At 70.3% G+C, this 17,811-nt stretch carries 16 protein-coding genes; 10 read left to right on the top strand and 6 right to left on the bottom strand.

The genetic code is table 11. The annotated features are described in order from the left end of the window. Positions 1–2,185: 2,185 nt before the first annotated feature. A complete protein-coding gene (locus KXC43_RS25130; protein WP_215784742.1) occupies positions 2,186–2,371 on the top strand; it encodes a DNA-binding protein in 186 nt (61 codons plus the stop codon). A gap of 74 nt (positions 2,372–2,445) precedes the next feature. On the opposite strand, the gene KXC43_RS25135 is transcribed toward KXC43_RS25130, so the two are convergent. From KXC43_RS25135 to KXC43_RS25145, 3 genes are read right to left on the bottom strand one after another with little or no spacing between them, the layout of a single operon-like run. After that, positions 2,446–3,618 carry a DNA-processing protein DprA gene (locus KXC43_RS25135; protein ID WP_221378607.1) on the bottom strand — a complete coding sequence of 391 codons (1,173 nt, stop codon included), beginning with the start codon at positions 3,616–3,618 and terminating at the stop codon, positions 2,446–2,448. Beyond that, positions 3,608–5,134 (bottom strand): YifB family Mg chelatase-like AAA ATPase, encoded by a 1,527-nt coding sequence (locus tag KXC43_RS25140; protein WP_221378608.1) that lies wholly within the window; start codon positions 5,132–5,134, stop codon positions 3,608–3,610. The genes KXC43_RS25135 and KXC43_RS25140 overlap by 11 nt, the downstream gene beginning before the upstream one ends. Before the next feature lie 11 nt (positions 5,135–5,145). Further along, positions 5,146–5,505: a YraN family protein gene (locus KXC43_RS25145; protein WP_221378609.1), complete on the bottom strand. Its 360-nt coding sequence runs from the start codon at positions 5,503–5,505 to the stop codon at positions 5,146–5,148. Positions 5,506–5,661: 156 nt separating this feature from the next. Here KXC43_RS25145 and KXC43_RS25150 point away from each other — a divergent pair, with 156 nt between their 5' ends. The 8 genes from KXC43_RS25150 to KXC43_RS25185 all read left to right on the top strand — a co-directional run bounded on the left by KXC43_RS25150 (position 5,662) and on the right by KXC43_RS25185 (position 13,123). Beyond that, entirely contained in the window at positions 5,662–6,297 is a 636-nt protein-coding gene (locus KXC43_RS25150; protein WP_221378610.1) for a hypothetical protein, read from the top strand. A gap of 231 nt (positions 6,298–6,528) precedes the next feature. Next, entirely contained in the window at positions 6,529–7,443 is a 915-nt protein-coding gene (rpsB, locus tag KXC43_RS25155; protein WP_221378611.1) for a 30S ribosomal protein S2, read from the top strand. A 32-nt stretch (positions 7,444–7,475) separates the two neighbouring features. Further along, a complete protein-coding gene (gene tsf, locus KXC43_RS25160; protein ID WP_221378612.1) occupies positions 7,476–8,306 on the top strand; it encodes a translation elongation factor Ts in 831 nt (276 codons plus the stop codon). A 100-nt stretch (positions 8,307–8,406) separates the two neighbouring features. After that, a complete protein-coding gene (pyrH, locus tag KXC43_RS25165) occupies positions 8,407–9,168 on the top strand; it encodes a UMP kinase (RefSeq protein WP_255644801.1) in 762 nt (253 codons plus the stop codon). Between the two features lie 45 nt (positions 9,169–9,213). Beyond that, entirely contained in the window at positions 9,214–9,771 is a 558-nt protein-coding gene (frr, locus tag KXC43_RS25170; RefSeq protein ID WP_221378613.1) for a ribosome recycling factor, read from the top strand. Beyond that, on the top strand, positions 9,771–10,739 hold the full coding sequence (locus KXC43_RS25175; RefSeq protein ID WP_221378614.1) for a phosphatidate cytidylyltransferase: 969 nt from the start codon (positions 9,771–9,773) through the stop codon (positions 10,737–10,739). The genes frr and KXC43_RS25175 overlap by 1 nt, the downstream gene beginning before the upstream one ends. 40 nt (positions 10,740–10,779) lie before the next feature. After that, positions 10,780–11,958, top strand: a complete 1,179-nt coding sequence (gene rlmN / locus KXC43_RS25180; RefSeq protein ID WP_221378615.1) for a dual-specificity RNA methyltransferase RlmN — start codon at positions 10,780–10,782, stop codon at positions 11,956–11,958. Between the two features lie 37 nt (positions 11,959–11,995). Continuing rightward, on the top strand, positions 11,996–13,123 hold the full coding sequence (locus tag KXC43_RS25185) for a DivIVA domain-containing protein (protein ID WP_221378616.1): 1,128 nt from the start codon (positions 11,996–11,998) through the stop codon (positions 13,121–13,123). Between the two features lie 55 nt (positions 13,124–13,178). Here KXC43_RS25185 and KXC43_RS25190 read toward each other — a convergent pair whose 3' ends face one another. Further along, on the bottom strand, positions 13,179–13,412 hold the full coding sequence (locus KXC43_RS25190; protein ID WP_221378617.1) for a DUF2631 domain-containing protein: 234 nt from the start codon (positions 13,410–13,412) through the stop codon (positions 13,179–13,181). Between the two features lie 125 nt (positions 13,413–13,537). On the opposite strand from KXC43_RS25190, the gene KXC43_RS25195 reads away from it, so the two are divergent. Beyond that, a complete protein-coding gene (locus tag KXC43_RS25195) occupies positions 13,538–15,094 on the top strand; it encodes a Rieske 2Fe-2S domain-containing protein (RefSeq protein WP_221378618.1) in 1,557 nt (518 codons plus the stop codon). A gap of 182 nt (positions 15,095–15,276) precedes the next feature. On the opposite strand, the gene KXC43_RS25200 is transcribed toward KXC43_RS25195, so the two are convergent. After that, complete coding sequence (locus KXC43_RS25200; protein WP_221378619.1) at positions 15,277–16,872, bottom strand: phytoene desaturase family protein; 1,596 nt, start codon at positions 16,870–16,872, stop codon at positions 15,277–15,279. 65 nt (positions 16,873–16,937) lie between these two features. Continuing rightward, positions 16,938–17,765, bottom strand: a complete 828-nt coding sequence (locus KXC43_RS25205) for a YhjD/YihY/BrkB family envelope integrity protein (RefSeq protein WP_221378620.1) — start codon at positions 17,763–17,765, stop codon at positions 16,938–16,940. Between the last annotated feature and the right edge of the window lie 46 nt (positions 17,766–17,811).

The following is a 17,811-nucleotide window of genomic DNA, read 5'->3' on the forward strand; positions in this document are numbered from 1 at the left end:
CGGCGGCCCATGCCCGCTGCGAGTGCGATGGGTTGCAGCGCGCGTGGTTGCCGGTTGGGCTCGCTGCCGGCCCGCCTGCCCGGCGGCCCATGCCCGCTGCGAGTGCGATGGGTTGCAGCGCGCGTGGTTGCCGGTTGGGCTCGCTGCCGGCCCGCCTCCCCGCCGGCTCACGCCCGCTGCCAGCGTGATGGCTGCCGGTTGGGCTCGCTGCCGTCTTGCCTCCCCGCCGGCCCACGCCCGCTACCAGCGTGACGGTCTGCAGCCCACACGGTTGCCAGCCACGCTCGCTACCGGCCTGCCCGACGACTCACGTTCGCTGCCGACGTGGTGCACCTGCAGCGCCCCCGATTGCCAGTCATTCGCTATCGGCCGCCTGCCCGGCGTCCACATCCGCCACCAGCGTGGTGGTTCGCAGCGTCTGCGTTCGCCGGCCAGGCTCGTTCGCCGGCGATCCATTTCCGCTGCCAGCTTGGTGTCTCGCATGGCATCCGGTTGCCAGCCGAGCTTGCTGTCGGCCGCATGTTCCGCGGCTAGGTCCGTTGCCGCTGTGGTGCGCGGCAGTGCAGGTGGTTGTCGGCCGGGCTCGCTGTCGGGCGATCCACGTCCGCTGCCGGTGGGCTGTTCGGCACGGCATCCGGGTGCCAGTCGAGCTCGCTGTCGGCCGCATGTTCCGCGACTTACGTCCGCTGCCGGTGTGGTGCGGCAGTGCGGGCGGTTGTCAGTCGAGCTTGCTGTCGGCCGCATGTTCCGCGGCCCGGGTCCGCTGTCGGTGTGGTAGCCCGGCTGTGCAGGTGGTTGTCGGTTGGGCCTGCTGTCGGCCGCATGCCCGGCGATCCAGGTCCGTTGCCAGTGCTGTGTTTCGCTGTGCATGCGGTTGCCGGCGAAATTGCTATCGGTCACATGTCCGCCGATCCACGTCGGCTGCTTCCAGTAGTGCGTGCGGTTGCTGGCGACGCTTGCTGCCAGCCCAATGCCAGCCGGCCCGCGTCGCTGTCTTTCGCAGCTTCGCGACCCATGTCCGTTGCGAGTGGAGTGTCCCGCAGTGCCCGCGGTGACAACGTCCTGCATGCCCGGTGATCTGCGCTGACTGCCGGCGCGGCGGGCTGCAGTCCACTCAAATGCGGTCGCCGGCACGCACTGGGCCCTCCAGCGGAGAAGCTGAGCACTCATCCGCCACCGGATCTGTCAGCTGCGTGCGCTGCCTCATGCGCGCGCAGCCGACATGGACGATCTGGCAACGGTTGGTCGAGACCGGAACTTCACGCCGGTGCCGCAGATGGCGTCGGTGTTGCTGCGAAGCGGGGCGCAGACCCGGCCGTTGATGCCGGTTGGTGCGGGTCACCAGTGGTGCAGGTTGAGGTGGTGGTACGCCATTGCTGGGCGGCCGGGGCCGAGGCTTGCGGTGCTGCGAGACGCCGTCCGGTCGGTGTTCGCTGTCGAGGTTGAATCGGCCGGGTGGCCGAGTCTTGCCGGGGATGCCTCCGTTGCCGGCGGCCGGTTTGCCGGACCGGGCGCCGCAGAGGGGACGGCACAGGATGAATGCATGATCGGCTCTGTCTTCCTGCTGGCTCTGCTCAGGGCGACGGACCGGCGCGCACCGAGATGTCGTCGTGCTCGGGGTGTGGCGGCGGAGTGGCTCGGTGTGGCGGTGGAGTAGCTCGGCCGCCGCCGGGTCCGGTCGGGTGGTGGCGGCCGCCCCCGTTGGTGCTGTCGGGACGGTGAGTGGATGCGGGGCGGGGGCTGCTGCCCGGCGGCCTCTGGGGTCTCCGTGCTGGAGAGTGGGAGCCGCCGGGCAGACAGCGTGACAGGAAGGTGGGATCGCTCCCTGTGTTGCCCGGTCTCATGGGGGGTCTGTCGTGGTTGTACCTCCTTTCGGTGGTGAAGGTGGGTGAGGGCGGGGAAATGTCTGTGACGGAGGCCGCGCCCCGAGGAGGAAAGGGGAGGGGCGGCGCCGGGACGAGTGCGTCGACGCAGGGGGCGACGAGGCCACAACGGCAGCGGCGCCAGAGCGACCGCCACACGCGTCGATGAATCGGTCCGACGGGGACGGGCGAGGTAGTCTGGCGACGCCTAGTCATGAGGACAGTGTAGATGACATACGACTAGCTGTCTCCTAGCAACTTGATGATTGACTAATAGTCTCGCGCCTACGGTCGATCATGTGGCAGCGAAACCGATCCGGCTCATGGGGGCGCACGAGATCCGCATCCGTCTGGGTGGGGTGAGCCGGCAGCGTGCGTACCAGATCACCAGCCGCGCCGACTTCCCCAAGCCGGTCGCCGACCTCGCACAGGGCAAGGTGTGGGCGACCGACGACGTCGAGGCGTGGATGAAGGTGCACCGCCGCGATCTGGACGACTCCGAGGATTGACCCCGGCCGGGCGCGGAAGCGCCCGGCAACACGGGCGACCGCGAGGCGCCCGCCTTTGTGCTGCCCACGAACGGTCACCGGGCCTTCCGGCGAAGAGCGATCCCGGCGTCCCGGCGCTCGATCAGCCCGCTCAGTTCCAGCAGGGACAGTCGCCGCAACACCGTCCGCAGAGCCAGCCCGGCCCGGACCGCCAGCTCTTCCGGCGTGGCCGTCCCTCGCCGTGGAACCGCCTCCAGCAGCAAGGCTGATTCCTCGTCGAGCCCGTCGCGCCGGTGCTCCGGCCCGCGAGCCGGGTCGCTCTGGTATTCCCCGATGCGCCCCACCGCCTCCAGCACGTGGGACAGCTCGGTGACCAGGGTCGCGTCCGGTCGCTCGCGCAGCAGCGCGTGGCACCCGACCGACATGGCCGACGTGACCGGCCCGGGCACCACCATCGCGGGCCGGCCCAGAGCCAGCACCCGGCCCATCGTCTGGATCGCCCCGCTGCGCGCCGCCGCCTCGACCAGGACCGTTCCCGCCGTCGCGGCCGCGATCACCCGGTTCCGGATCAGGAAGCGATGCCGCAAGGGCGCCGTCCCCGGTGGCCACTCGCTGATGAGCAGCCCCGACTCGGCGATCTGCTCGAACATCGCCGAGTTGCCCATCGGATAGGGCCGGTCGACCCCGCAGGCCAGAACCGCCACCGTCCGCCCGCCGGCCGCGACCGCCGCGCGGTGGGCCGCCGCGTCGATCCCGAATGCCCCGCCCGACACCACCGTCCAGTCGTGCGACGCCAGCCCGTAAGCGATCTCGGTTGTCACGTGGAGTCCGTAGCTCGACGCCGCCCGGGCCCCCACCACCCCGACCGACCGGGCCAGCGCCTCGCCCAGCGGCCAGGACCCACGGACCCAGAAGCACAACGGCGGCCGCACATCGGTGTTGATCCGCGTCGGGCTGTCGTCGAGGGCCAGGGTCGCCAGTGACCCCACCCGTTGCGGCCATTCCGCGTCGGACGGCACGACGATGCGTGCCCCCAGTCGTTCCGCCCGGCTCAGCGTGAGCTCGGCGAGGCGCCGCGGATCGATGTTCGCGGCCTTGACGAGCGCGGATTCGCGCAACGGGCCGTTCTCGACGTCGCCCCGCAGCAGGCGGTGCAGCGTCGCCGCCGCACCGCCCTCTTCCACGAGGGCCCACACCGCCCGATTGCCCGGCTCGGCCAGCCAGGTGAGCGCGACCCGAGCCGCGCGATCGTCGTCGTCAGCGGGCATTGCTCTCTCCCATACGCAGCTGGATGGCCTCGCTGACCTCGGACCGGCCCGGCCGGTCGAGGCCGTCAAGATCGGAAATCGTCCACGCGAGCCGCAGAACTCGATCGAAGCCGCGGGCCGAGAGCAGTCCCTTGTCGAGGGACTCGCGCAGGTCGGCGGTGTCGGCCGGGGGCAACCGCCAGGGCGCCCGGCGCAGGACCGGCCCGGGCACCTCGGCGTTGAGCCGCCACCCGCCGTCCGACCAGCGTTTCGCCGCCGCCGCACGGGCCTGGACCACGCGCGCGGCGATCACGGCCGACGACGTGGCGGGCTCGGTGGCCGTGGTCAGCTGGGCGGCGCTGAGGGGCGCGAGCGTCAGCCGGATATCGATCCGGTCGAGCAGCGGCCCGGACAGCTTGGCCAGGTAACGCCGCCTGACCGCCGGGGCGCACGTGCAGTGCTGGTCGCCGGCCGGGCTGGCGCAGGGACAGGGGTTGGCAGCCAGCACGAGTTGCACCCGGGCCGGGAACTCGGTCGTGCCGCGGGCCCGGGCGAGCACCACCCGGCCCGTCTCGAGCGGCTGCCGCAGCGCCTGCAGGGTCGCCGACGGGATCTCGGCCGCCTCGTCGAGGAAGAGGACGCCCCGATGGGCGAGTGAGAGAGCGCCGGGCCGGGCCAGTCCGCTGCCGCCGCCGACGAGAGCCGCGGAAGAAGCAGTGTGGTGCGGCGCCTGGAACGGTGGCCGCCGGATCAGCCGGCCATCGAGCGGCAGCACCCCGGCTATCGACTGCAGGGCGGTCACTTCGAGCGCCGCGGCGTCGTCGAGTTCGGGCAGGATCGTGGGCAGGCGCTCGGCGAGCATCGTCTTCCCGGCCCCGGGCGCTCCGAAGAGCGCCAGGTGATGTCCGCCCGCGGCGGCGACCTCGAGCCCGTACCGTCCCATCTCTTGCCCGGCCACGTCGGCCAGGTCGGGGCCGGGCGGTGGTGGCGCCTCGTCGGACGGCGGCGGTTCGAGCAGCGGGGCGCCGTCACGCATGAAGTCGACGAGCCGGCGCAAACTGTCGACGGCCGCCACTGCCATGCCCGGCACCACGGTGGCCTCGCGCGCGTTGGCCAGCGGCACGATCACCCGGCGCAGCCCCGCGCCGGCGGCCGCGGCCACCATCGGCAGCACCCCGCGCACCGGGCGCACCGTGCCGTCGAGCCCGAGCTCGCCCAGCAGCACCACGCCCTCGAGCGCCGCCGACGGCAGTTCACCGGCGCTGACCAGCATCGCCACCGCCATCGCAAGATCGAATGCGCTGCCGTGCTTGGGTAGCGCGGCGGGCAGCAGATTCACCGTGATCCGGCGGTTGGGCCAGGTCTGGCCGGAATTGACCACCGCTGCTCGCACGCGGTCGCGGGCCTCGTGCAGCGACGTGTCGGGCAGCCCGGTCAGCACCACGGCGGGCAGGCCGGGGGAGAGGTCGGCCTCGACCTCGACGACGTGCCCGGTCACGCCGAGCAGGCCGACGCTGAGGACGCGCGCATAGCTCATCGCCGGCCCGGTCAGAACGCCGCGCGGATGTGGGTGACCTGGTCGGCGCCTTCGGCCGGGACGAGCACCTCGATCACGTCGAAGCGGATCTCGCGGGGGTGCACAGCCGCCTCGGCGAGCCAGCGGAGCGCGAGTTGCCGCAGCTTGCGCACCTTGCGATGGGTGACCGCGGCGGCCGGCGGACCGAACCGGCCGTCGCGCCGGGTCTTCACCTCGCAGAAGACGATGTCGTGGCCGTCGCGCAGCACCAGGTCGACCTCGCCGTCGGCGCAGCGCCAGTTCCGGTCGAGGACCACCAGGCCCTGCTCCTGGAGGTGCTGGGCCGCGACCTCTTCGCCGTACGCCCCTACCGCCTGCCTTTGCGTCGTCATGGCGCACAACTTGGCCCGCCCGCTCGGGCGGCGCACCCCGCCGGCCCTCGCATCTGTGGACAGAGCGCAATTGTGGAAAACCTCTGTGTCACCGTCCAGGTGTGTTATGCGCCCAGCGGTGGCGTCCGTGTCCGCAGTCACTTAAGTTGCGAGATCGTGGAAGGACGCCGCTACGCCGATGACGCCGAGCCGAGCTGGTATTCCGGGCCCGGCCAGTACCCCCGCACGCCTGAGCCCGAGATTTCGGGCTCGATCCCCGCCAACCCGTACGACTCCGGCATCCACGAGCGGCCCAGCGGCGCCTTCCGGCTCCCGGACCAGCGTGCGGCCGCGACGACCGGCAGCCATGCGCGCCCGCCCGAGCCGGAGGTACGTGTTCCCGTACGCGGAACCGAGTACCCGACGATCCGGCCGACCGGCGACATGGTGCCCGCGGCTCCCGAGCCCATGGCCGAGCCGACCGCGCTGGTGCCGCCGGTGACCCCGGAGCGCAAGGAGAAGGTCTACCAGACCCGGCGCCCGGTCACGTCGATCATCGTGGCCGTCGTCATGGTCGTCCTGATGATCCCGGTTGTCCGGTTGCTGTTCGACGCCACCTTCGCCGGTGACCCGGACGCCCGCGGCATCGTCCCCGCCGTCCTGCTCACGCTCGGCTTCACGCTGACCGGCATCGGGCTGTTCTCCGTGGCCCGCAGCGGCCCGGTCGCGCGCGAGGCCTGGCTGCGCCCTCCGGTGGCGTACCTGCCGGCGGGTTTGATCTTGCTGATCGCGGCCGGGCTGGCGGTGGCCTGACCGCGGACAGGGGTCCGGCGAAGCTTGGCGTATGCTGGTTGACGGCGACCGCCTCGTGCGGTCGACCTCGCGTGCCCTCTGTCAGGTCCGTCCCGGAAACGGGAACGGGGCCGACAGCGACGGCCCTCCCTGGTCTCGATCATCTCGGGTCCGACCGTGGCCGCCGACCGGGCACCAGGACGCTCGCCGCCGGTGAGCGTGACAACCAGGGACCACAGGGAGTAACCCACCATGGCCGTCGTGACCATGCGCCAGCTGCTGGAGAGCGGTGTCCACTTCGGGCACCAGACCCGGCGCTGGAACCCGAAGATGAAGCGCTTCATCTTCACCGAGCGTAACGGCATCTACATCATCGACCTGCGCCAGACGCTCGATTACATCGAGAAGGCGTACGCGTACGTGCGGGACACCGTCGCCGAGGGTGGCCACATCCTCTTCGTCGGCACCAAGAAGCAGGCGCAGGAGGCCATCGCCGAGCAGGCGACGCGGGTCGGCCAGCCTTACGTGAACCACCGTTGGCTGGGCGGCATGCTCACCAACTTCCAGACCGTTTACAAGCGGCTCCAGCGCATGAAGGAGCTCGAGGCTCTGGGTGACCTGACCGGCACCGCCGCCGGGTACACCAAGAAGGAGACCCTCCAGCTCTACCGCGAGAAGACCAAGCTCACCAAGACCCTCGGTGGCCTCCGGGACATGACCAAGACGCCGTCGGCGATCTGGGTCGTGGACACCAAGAAGGAGCACATCGCGGTCGACGAGGCCCGCAAGCTGGGCATCCCGGTCATCGCGGTGCTGGACACCAACTGTGACCCGGACGAGGTCGACTTCCCGATCCCGGGCAACGACGACGCGATCCGCTCGGCCGAGCTGCTGACCCGGGTCATCGCCACCGCGGTGGCCGACGGTCTGATCGCCCGTTCCGGCCGGGGCCGTGGCGGCGCCGAGGAGAAGCCCGAGCCGGGCACCGTCGCCGCCGGAGAGCCGCTGCCCGAGTGGGAGCGCGACCTGTACGAGGGCGCCGAGAAGAAGGCCGCCGAGGCGCCTGCCGCTGAGGCTCCGGCTGTTGAGGCTCCGGCCGCCGAGGCCCCCGCGGCGGAGGCCCCCAAGGCTGAGCCCGTGCCGGCCGCCGCGGCTCCCGCCGAGTAATTCTCCGACGAAGCTGACATCGAGAGAGAGTCATGGCTAACTACACCGCCGCGGACGTCAAGAAGCTCCGCGACCTGACCGGTGCCGGCATGATGGACTGCAAGAAGGCGCTGGACGAGGCGGACGGCGACTTCGAGAAGGCCGTCGAGTTCCTGCGCATCAAGGGCGCCAAGGACGTCGGCAAGCGTGCCGGCCGCACCGCGGCCAACGGCATCGTCGCCCACTCCGGCAACGCGCTGCTCGAGCTCAACTGCGAGACCGACTTCGTCGCCAAGACCCCCGACTTCGTCGCGCTGGGTCAGCAGCTGGTCGAGCTCGGCGAGCAGAACAAGGTCGCCGACGCCGCCGCTCTGCTGGAGGCCACGCTGGCCGACGGCAAGACGGTCGCCGACACGATCCAGGAGTACTCGGCCAAGATCGGCGAGAAGATCGTCCTGAACCGGTTCGTGATCCTCGACGGCACCGTCGCGGTCTACCTGCACCGCAAGGCGCAGGACCTGCCGCCCCAGGTCGGCGTCCTCGTGCAGTTCGAGGGCAAGAGCGACGAGGCCGGCGAGGACGACGCCCGCGCGATCGGCATGCAGATCGCCGCGATGCGCCCGCGTTACCTCACCCGCGAGGAGGTGCCGGCCGAGGTCGTCGACTCCGAGCGCCGCATCGCGGAGGAGACCGCGAAGGAGGAGGGCAAGCCCGAGAAGGCTCTGCCCAAGATCGTGGAGGGCCGGGTGAACTCCTTCTTCAAGGACTTCGTCCTGCTCGAGCAGTCCTCGGTCCTCGACAACAAGAAGACCGTGAAGCAGATCGCGGACGCGGCCGGCGTCAACATCACCCGGTTCGTCCGGTTCGAGGTCGGCCAGGAGTAAGCGGGCCGCCGTTGGAGCAAGGGAGGCCGGGTACGCGATTCTGCGTCCGGCCTCCTTCTCCCATAAGGTCTCTGCTGAACATGAAGGGAAGGCGGGTCTCATGACGTTGGTGACCGAGCAGGCAGTTACGGTTGACGATCCGACCCCGCCGCCCACACGGCCGCGCCGGGTCGTGCTGAAACTCTCCGGCGAGGTGTTCGGCGGCGGCGCCGTGGGCGTCGACCCCGACATCGTGCAGGGCATCGCCCGGCAGATCGCCACCGTCATCCGGCGCGGCATCCAGGTCGCCGTCGTGGTCGGCGGCGGCAACTTCTTCCGCGGCGCCGAGCTGCAGAAGCGTGGCATGGACCGCAACCGCGCCGACTACATGGGCATGCTCGGCACGGTCATGAACGGCCTGGCCCTCCAGGACTTCCTGGAGAAGGAGGGCATCGAGACCCGCGTGCAGACCGCCATCACGATGGCCCAGGTCGCCGAGCCCTACATCCCGCTGCGTGCCATCCGCCACCTAGAGAAGGGACGCGCCGTCATCTTCGGCGCCGGCGCCGGCATGCCGTACTTCTCCACCGACACCGTCACCGCCCAGCGCGCCCTCGAGATCCACGCGGATGTCGTGCTGATGAGCAAGAACGGCGTCGACGGTGTCTACACCGCCGACCCGCGCATCGACCCCGATGCCAAGAAGCTCGATCGCCTCACCTTCCAGGACGTCATCCAGCGCGGGCTCCGAGTGGCTGACCAGGCCGCTTTCAGCCTGTGCGAGGAGAACAACCTGCCCATGCTGGTCTTCGGCGCCCAGGGCGACGACACCATCGTCCGCGCGGTCAGCGGCGAACGAATCGGCACCCTGATCACTGCCTGACAAACCCCGTCCCCACCGAAGAAAGCAAGGAGGCGAGAAGAGCCGGTGATCGACGAGACCCTCTTCGAGGCCGAAGAAAAGATGGAGAGCGCGGTCGAGCACGCCAAGGAGGAGTTCGCCGCGATCCGCACCGGCCGGGCCACTCCCGCCATGTTCTCCAAGATCGTGGTGGACTACTACGGCGCGCCCACGCCGGTGACGCAGATGGCCTCCGTCGGCGTCCCGGAGCCGCGCATGGTCATCGTGAAGCCCTACGACGCGTCCCAGCTCGGCCCCATCGAGCGGGCGATCCGCGACTCGGACCTCGGGGTCAACCCCAACAACGAGGGCACCCAGCTGCGCATCCACCTGCCGCAGATGACCGAGGAGCGTCGCCGGGAAATGATCAAGGTGGCGCGCAGCAAGGCGGAGGAGGGCCGGGTGGCCATCCGCAACGTCCGCCGCAAGGCCAAGGAGCAGCTGGACAAGCTGGTCAAGGACGGCGACGCGGGCGAGGACGACGGCCGCCGCGCCGAGAAGGAGCTCGACGACACGACGCACAAGTACGTGGCGACCGTCGACGAGCTCCTCAAGCACAAGGAAGCCGAGTTGCTCGAAGTCTGATGTCCTACCTCGATCCGCGTGCCGGGCAGAGCGCCGGCGACGAGACGACCGTGCCGGCCTGGCACGCGGGCGAGGACGCCCAGACCAGCCAGCTCCCCCTGGTCCCGACCCCCACCACCGAGCAGAAGCCGGGCAAACGACGCGCCGGCGGACGGGCCGGCCGTAACCTCCCGGCCGCCATCGGGGTCGGGGTGGGCCTGATTCTGGTGGTTCTCGCTTCCCTGGTCATCTGGCCGGACGCCTTCCTCGGCGTCATCGCCGTGGCCTCCGCCGTCGGTGTCTACGAGATGGTTCGCGCGCTGCGCGCCTCGGGCGCCGACGCCCCACTGATCCCGCTGGTCGCCGGCTCGCTGCTGATGGTCGGCCTGGCCTGGTACGACGGCCCCGACGCGCTGCTGCTCGGCCTCCTGGTGACGATCGCCGCATCGGTGATCTGGCGCATAGCCGACGGCGCCGCCGCGTTCCGCCGCGATCTGGTCGCCAGCGTCATGATCTCGATCTACGTGCCGTTCCTGCTCAGCTTCGGCGTGCTTCTCCAACTGCCGGACGCGGGCGAGGACGGCCGCTGGCGTGTGTTGTGCACCCTGCTCGCCGTTGTGCTCTCCGACACCGGTGGCTACGCGGTCGGCGTCTTCTTCGGCAAGCACAAGATGGCGCCCTCGATCAGCCCCGGCAAGACCTGGGAGGGCTTCGCCGGCTCGGTCCTGTCGGCCGCCATCGGCAGCTCCCTGCTGCTCTACTACCTGCTCGAGATCCCCTTCTACTGGGGCCTGGTCTTCGGGGCGGTCCTGTCCATGGTCGCCGTGGCCGGTGACCTGGCCGAGTCCATGCTCAAGCGCGACCTCGGCGTCAAGGACATGAGCAACCTGCTGCCCGGTCACGGCGGCCTCATGGACCGGCTCGACTCGATCCTTTTCGCCGTTCCCACCGCGTACCTGCTCTTCGCCCTGATCGGGGCGAACACGTGAACGGCGCGCACTGCGGCCAGCGTGCGAGACTGGTTGTGCCATGACGATTCTTCCGGTCATCCCGACCAGCCCCGACCAGCCCGACGCGGTCGCCATCCGTCGCCGCCCGTCGATGCCCCCACGTCACCTCGCCGACCTCGACCTCGCGGCCCGCAAGGCGGCCGTGACCACGCTCGGCGAGCCCGCGTTCCGGGCCAAGCAGCTCTCGACCCACTACTTCGGCCGGCTCGTGCGTGACATCGACGAGATGACCGACCTGCCGGCCGCGACCCGGGCCCGGCTCACCGGCGACCTGCTGCCCACGCTGCTCACCCCCGTACGGGAAATGGCCTGCGACGACGGCGCGACGCGGAAGACGCTGTGGCGTCTGCACGACGGCGCGCTGGTGGAAAGTGTCCTGATGGGCTACCCCGATCGGGTGACGGCCTGTGTGTCGAGCCAGGCCGGCTGCGGCATGGCCTGCCCGTTCTGCGCCACCGGCCAGCAGGGCCTGACCCGCAACCTCTCCGTCGCCGAGATCGTCGACCAGGTGGTCTATCTGGCCGGGGTGGCGGCGAGCGGCGCGGTCACCGGCTCACCGCCACGGCTGTCGCGCGTGGTCTTCATGGGCATGGGCGAGCCACTGGCCAACTATCCCCGCGTGATCGAGGCCGTACGCCGGCTCACCACTCCGGCGCCCGAGGGACTGGGACTTTCGCAACGGCACATCACCGTCTCCACCGTGGGTCTGGTGCCCGCGATGCGCAGGTTGACGGCGGAAGACCTCAACGTGACTCTTGCGCTGTCCCTGCATGCCCCCGATGATGATCTGCGCGATGAGCTAGTGCCCGTCAATCAGCGCTGGAAGGTGGCCGAGGTGCTCGATGCCGCGTTCGAGTACGCGGCCCGGACCGGACGCCGGATCTCGATCGAGTACGCCCTGATCAGGGACGTCAACGATCAGCCCTGGCGCGCCGACCTCCTCGGCAAGCTTCTGCGCGGCAAGCTGGCGCATGTGAATCTGATCCCGCTCAACCCGACCCCGGGCAGCAAGTGGGATGCGAGCCCGAAACCGGTCGAGCGCGAGTTCGTCCGCCGGCTGCGTGAAGCCGGGGTGTCGACGACGGTCCGCGATACCCGGGGCCGGGAGATCGATGGCGCGTGCGGCCAGCTGGCCGCGGGCGAGCTCACGGAGGCGAGCGCTGGGGGCGCCGCACCCGACGCGGAGGTGGCACAGTGACTGGGCACAGGTCCCAGCGAGCGGAGTGGGAGACGTTGTGACGAGTCAGGGGCAACGTTTCCGGCGGCGTGCGTTGCGCCGCGGCTACAAGGTTGACGAGGTCGACTCCTTCCTCGACCGTGTCGAGGCGACCCTGGCCGGTGAGCAGGCGGGCCCGCCCGTCGGCGCCCAGGAGGTCCACGACGTCGTCTTCCGCGTGCGCTTCGGCGGCTACGACGAGTGGCAGGTCGACCTGCACCTCGACCGGGTCGAGCGGCAGCTGGCCGAACTCGAGGACCGCGGCGGCCGCGGCGCGCCCGCGCCCGACCCGATGCGCGACTCGCTGCGCGGCGGCCTGTCCACCGGCAGCTTCGGCGGTGGCGGTCCCAAGCAGGGCGGCCTGGGCGCCGCGATGAGCGGTGGCGGCGGTGGCGGGCGCATGGCGCCGCCCACCGAGCGGCTCCCCGCTCCGCCGATCCGCGACGACCGTTTCCAGCAGCAGCCCCCGCCGCGCGGCGGCCAGATGCAGCCCGACCCGTACGGCGCCGGCCGCTACGACGAGCCGACCGGCTACGGCCAGCCGCAGCAGCCTCAGCTGCCGCAGCGGCCGACTCAGCAGCCGCCCGCCTACGACCGTGACCCGCGCGGTTACGACCAGGGCTACGACAACACGGGTGGCTTCGAGACGCCGACCGGCTTCGACGGCTTCGAGGCGGGCCGGCACGGCAAGACCGACATGACCGCCGAGATCCGCATGCCGCAGCGCGAGCAGCAGGATCCGCGCGGCGGCTACGGCGGCCCGCCGATGAGTGGCCCGCCCATGGGTGGTCCGCCGATGGGTGGTCCGCCGATGGGCAACGCCCCGATGAGCGGCCCGCCCGGCGCCTACGGCGGTCAGCAGCCTCAGCTGCCCCCGCCGATGGGCGAGCCGGGTGGCGAGCTCTACCGGGTCGACCAGTTGCGGCGCACGTTCCAGCCGCGGCGCTTCGGCAGTGGCTACGACCCCGCCCAGGTCGACCGGCTGTTCGAGGGCATCCTGCAGGCGATGACGGGCCGCGGCCCGATGCCGGTGCCCGAGAACGATCTCGACATGTTGCAGTTCGGCCTGGTGTCGGGCGGCTACTTCGAGGCCGAGGTGGACGCGGCTCTGCGTGAGGTGAAAGACATCCTGACGCGTCGTCGCTGACCGCAGACATGGAAAAGGCCCGCGTGCTGCGGGCCTTTTTCGTGTGCCGGTGCGGTCAGTGGTCGTCGGGACGCAGCCCGTTGCGCCGCAGCACGGCGTCGACGACCAGCGCGCCGATCAGGCCGACCGCGAAGAGGACGATCCAGATGTTCTCGGTGTTGCCCTCGTGGTTTCCCCAGAAGAACATCAGCAGAATCACGGCGCAGACGATGGCGCCCTTGCGCCCGCGCTTGCGGTCGCCCGGCTTGAGCTGGTCAGGGGCATACACCGGTTCTTGATCGGCAGCCACGCCTAGGTCCTTCCTCTACAGGGCGAACTTTCGTGTCCAGTTTCGCACGACGCCTCCGCGCGCGGCCCACCAACCCGGACCCGGTACCTTCGATGCGGTCGGGTTCTTGGATCGAGGGAGTAAAGGTGCGGATCACAGGCACTGGACACGCGAGCATGCGGATCGACACCGCCGCCGGCAGCATTCTGTGCGATCCGTGGGTCAATCCCGCATATTTCGCCTCATGGTTCCCATTCCCTGACAATTCGCTGCTGGACTGGGAGACGCTGGGCGACGTCGACTATCTCTACGTGTCGCACCTGCACCGCGACCACTTCGACGCCGAGCACCTGAAGCGCTTCATCAGCAAGAAGGCGACGGTGCTCCTGCCGGAGTACCCGACCAGCCAGCTCGAGGACGAGCTGCGCGAGCTGGGCTTCAAGAGCTTCCTGAAGACGAAGTCGGACGAGGTGCACGAGCTCGACGGCGGCCTCAAGGTGATGATCCAGGCGCTGATCAGCCCGACCGACGGCCCGATCGGCGACTCGTCGCTGTGGGTCGAGCACGACGGCGTCCGGGTGCTCAACCAGAACGACGCCCGCCCGACCGACCTCACCCGGTTCAACGAGCTCGGCCACGTGCACGCCCACATGCTGCAGTTCAGCGGCGCGATCTGGTACCCGATGGTCTACGAGCTGCCCGAGGCGGCCAAGACGGCCTTCGGCAAGCAGAAGCGCGACCGCCAGTTCGACCGCACGTGGCGCTACATCGACGACCTGAAGGCCGACCACGTCTTCCCGATCGCCGGCCCGCCCTGCTTCCTCGACGACACCCTCTGGCAGTTCAACGACATCTTCGGTGACGAGGGCAACATCTTTCCCGACCAGTCGGTCTTCATGGCGGAGTACGCGAAGGTCGGCGGCACGAACGGCATCGTCCTGCTTCCCGGCAGCGTGACCACGCTGTCCGACAAGTCGGCCGAGACGACCCACCCCGTGCCGGTCGACGAGTTCTTCGCCAACAAGCAGCAGCACCTCGAAGAGATGCGCGAGCGCAAGGCCCCGGTCATCGCGGCCGAGAAGGCCTCCTGGCGCCATCCCGAGATCGACGTGCTGGGCGCGATGAAGAAGCGCATCGAGCCGCTGCTCGAGGAGTCGCTCTACATGGCCCAGGGCGTCGGTGGCCCGGTCCGCTTCGACCTGACCGACTCGTTCGGCCCCGACGGCGAGATCGTCGAGTCGATCGTCGTCGACTTCCCGGGCAAGCAGGTCCGCCCCTACGCCGACGAAAAGGTGCGCTACCGCTTCAAGACCGGCCGCGCCCTGATCGAGCACCTGATCCACATCGACGAGGGCGACTGGGTCAACTCGCTGTTCCTGAGCTGCCGCTTCTCCGCCGCGCGCATCGGCCAGTACAACGAATACGTCTACGCGTTCTTCAAGTGCCTGAGCGAGGAGCGCCTGCAGTACGCCGAGGGCTGGTACGACGAGCACGAGAAGGCCGTGGAGGCCGAGGACACGGTGCTGGGTGACTGGACCGTCCAGCGCCGTTGCCCCCATCTCAAGGCCGATCTGAGCCGCTTCGGCATCGTGGACGGCAACGTGCTGACCTGCCAGTTGCACGGCTGGAAGTTCGACCTGCCGAGTGGGCGCTGCCTGACCAGCGTCGGCCATAAGATTCGCGCCGAGAAGACGGCTGAATAACCAGGATCAAGAGCTGGATGTCGTAGCGGGGCGGCGGGTTACAGACCGTCGCTCACGCCGAGGGCCCGGCCGGGTCGAGCAGGCGCTGGCGCGCCAGAACGCTCGACCCATCCGGGCGACGTGCGTGAGTGGTCACGCTCGAAAACCCAATAGCGCCGGTGGCTGACGCCCGTACGCGGGGATCAGATGTTGAGGTCTTTGAGGATTCTTCGGGCGGCGTTGTGGCCGGCGGCGCCGATCACGCTGCCGGCGGGGTGGGCGCCCGCGGAGCCGGCGTATAGGCCGTCCAGGCCGGTGGAGTAGGGCATGCGCTCGTTGAAGGCCACGGTGTTGTCGACGTGGTGGATGTGGCCACCGGTGATGCCGAAGTGCTCCTCGATGCCCGGCGGCGTGAGCGGCATCATGTCGACCACCAGGTCGCGCGTGCCGGGGGCGTAGCGCTCACAGATGTCGAGCAGCTTGTCGACGTAACCGGGCAACTCGGCTTCCCAGGATGAACCCGCGGGCGCGTACGGCACAGATTGCACGAACAGCGCCGACGAGTGATTGCCCGCGGCGTCCTGCAGCGACGGATCGACGGTCGTGTGCAGGTACCACTCGATGGTCGGCTCGGACGGCAGCCGGCCCGCCTGCACGTCGGCCCACATGGCGCGCAGCGCGGCCATCGGCGAGTCGGTGCCGCCCGCCCCGGCCAGACCGGCCGAACCGGGCAGCAGGTGGATCGTCGAGCCGAACGGCGACGCCGTGCCGGGCGGCAGGCAGCTGAACGCCGGCAGACCGCTCAGGGCGAGATTGAGCTTCAACGTCGTGCCCGTGCGCTTGACCGCCGCCATCCGCGACGTCAGCTCGGCCGGCAGGGTGCCGTCCGGAACGAGCGACATGAGCCGGTACGGATCGCAGGAGCCGAGCACGACCCGTGCGCCGATCGAGCGGCCGTCGGCCAGGACCACCCCGCTGGCGGCCCCGCCGTCGACGGTGACCGCCGACACCGGCGTACCGGCAATGATCTGGGCCCCGGCCGCCCGGGCGGCATCGGCGAAGACGCGGGTGACCGTGCCCATGCCGCCCTCGGCGATCATCCAGGTGCCGTCGGAGCCGGGCAGGCGGCACATGTTGTGGGCGAGGAAGTTGTGGCCCGTGCCGGGGTCGTCGGGGCCGGCGTTCAGCCCGGACAGGCCGTCGGTCACGGCGTACATGCTCATCAGCAGTTCGCTCTTGAAGCCGAACCGGGCCAGATAGTCGGCGACGGAGCCGCGCAGCAGGTCGATGAACGTGCTCTGCAGCTGGGGGCGGATGAAGCGGTCGGCCGTCTCCTCGACGCTGCCGGGTTCCTCGAGCCAGGCCGGGGCCAGGTCGGCCCGGAGGGCGCCGATCTCGACCGCGAGCTGCTCGTCGGCGGCGACGTCACGCGGCGAGAAGAAGCGGGCGAGCTGGTCGCGGGTGGCGGCGTGGTCCCGCCCGAAGAGCAGGTAGGGCGAGCCGGCCGGGCCGGGCGTGGGCAGGAAGTAGTGCGGGTCGCGGCGCAGCACGGGAATGGTCACGTCGAGCGTGCGCAGCAGCTCGGGCGGCATCAGCCCGAGCAGGTACGAGCCGGTGGAGTGGCCGAGACCGGGGGCCTGGGCGAACGGGTGCTCGGTGCGCGCGGCGCCGCCGATCACCTCGGAGGCCTCGAGGACGACGACGCTCAGGCCGGCGCGGGCGAGCAGGACGGCGGAGACGAGGCCGTTGTGGCCCGCTCCGATGATCACTACGTCGGTCCGGGCGGGGAGGGTGGTCATGACGACCGAGACTAGCGCGGGTGTACGTGATGTTTCCTCAACTGTTCGTACGTGAAAAAATCAGGTCAAGATTCACGTCGGGTCTGAAAGGCGCTGGCACTGCGCGTGGCGGTGTACCCGGCCAGCACGATCACGTGGAACAGGTAGAGCCAGAGGCCCACCGCCACCGTCCCGCCGATCTCGTCGAAACCGCCGAACGGCGCCCCCAGGTTGAGGGGAAGCGAACAGAAGAGCACGAAGCCGTGCAGGAATCCGGACAGGTTGGCCGCGGTGAACGACCCCACCAGGATCGTCGACAGCCAGCGCGGCCGGCCGGGCGCCACATAGCGGAAGACCCAGATCAGCACCGGCGTGAGCACCAGCCAGGCGGCCAGGAACGACAGCACGACGCCCAGTACGGAGTACCAGCCACCCCGGATCCAGAGCGCACTGGTCGACGGCAGCGCCAGGAAGAGGGCCAGCAGCAGGGCCGGAGCGGCGGCGAGCAGTGGCAGCCACAGCAGGCGGCCGCGCCAGCCGACCATGGGCTCGCTCCCGGGCGTACGCAAAGACACAAAAGCTCGGCGGAGCCCCTCCCCGTACAGGGTGGCCGGCAACAGGCTGGCCAGCGCGAACAGCGGCGTCAGTTGCAGTCCCGCCTCGATCAGCGCCGACAGTGCCCGAGGCGCCCCGATCGCGTCCGGCAGCGCCGCGATGGTGTGCCCGGTGAGCCGCCGCACCCGGTCGGCCCCCGCGATCCACCCGGTGATCCAGATGGCCAGCAACGCGATCGGCACCACCGCGATCCCCGCGTAGAACGTGACCGCCGCCGCGTGCAACGCCAGATCCCGCCCCTTGAGCGGCCGGAACGGCGCACTCACGATTCGGCGCGCCCGCGCCACCCACCCCGGCATGGCCACCTCTTACCCCGTTGTCCACAGGCCGACGCGGGCCGATGGC

It is taken from the genome of Paractinoplanes polyasparticus, from assembly GCF_019710575.1.
Taxonomy (GTDB): domain Bacteria; phylum Actinomycetota; class Actinomycetes; order Mycobacteriales; family Micromonosporaceae; genus Actinoplanes; species Actinoplanes polyasparticus.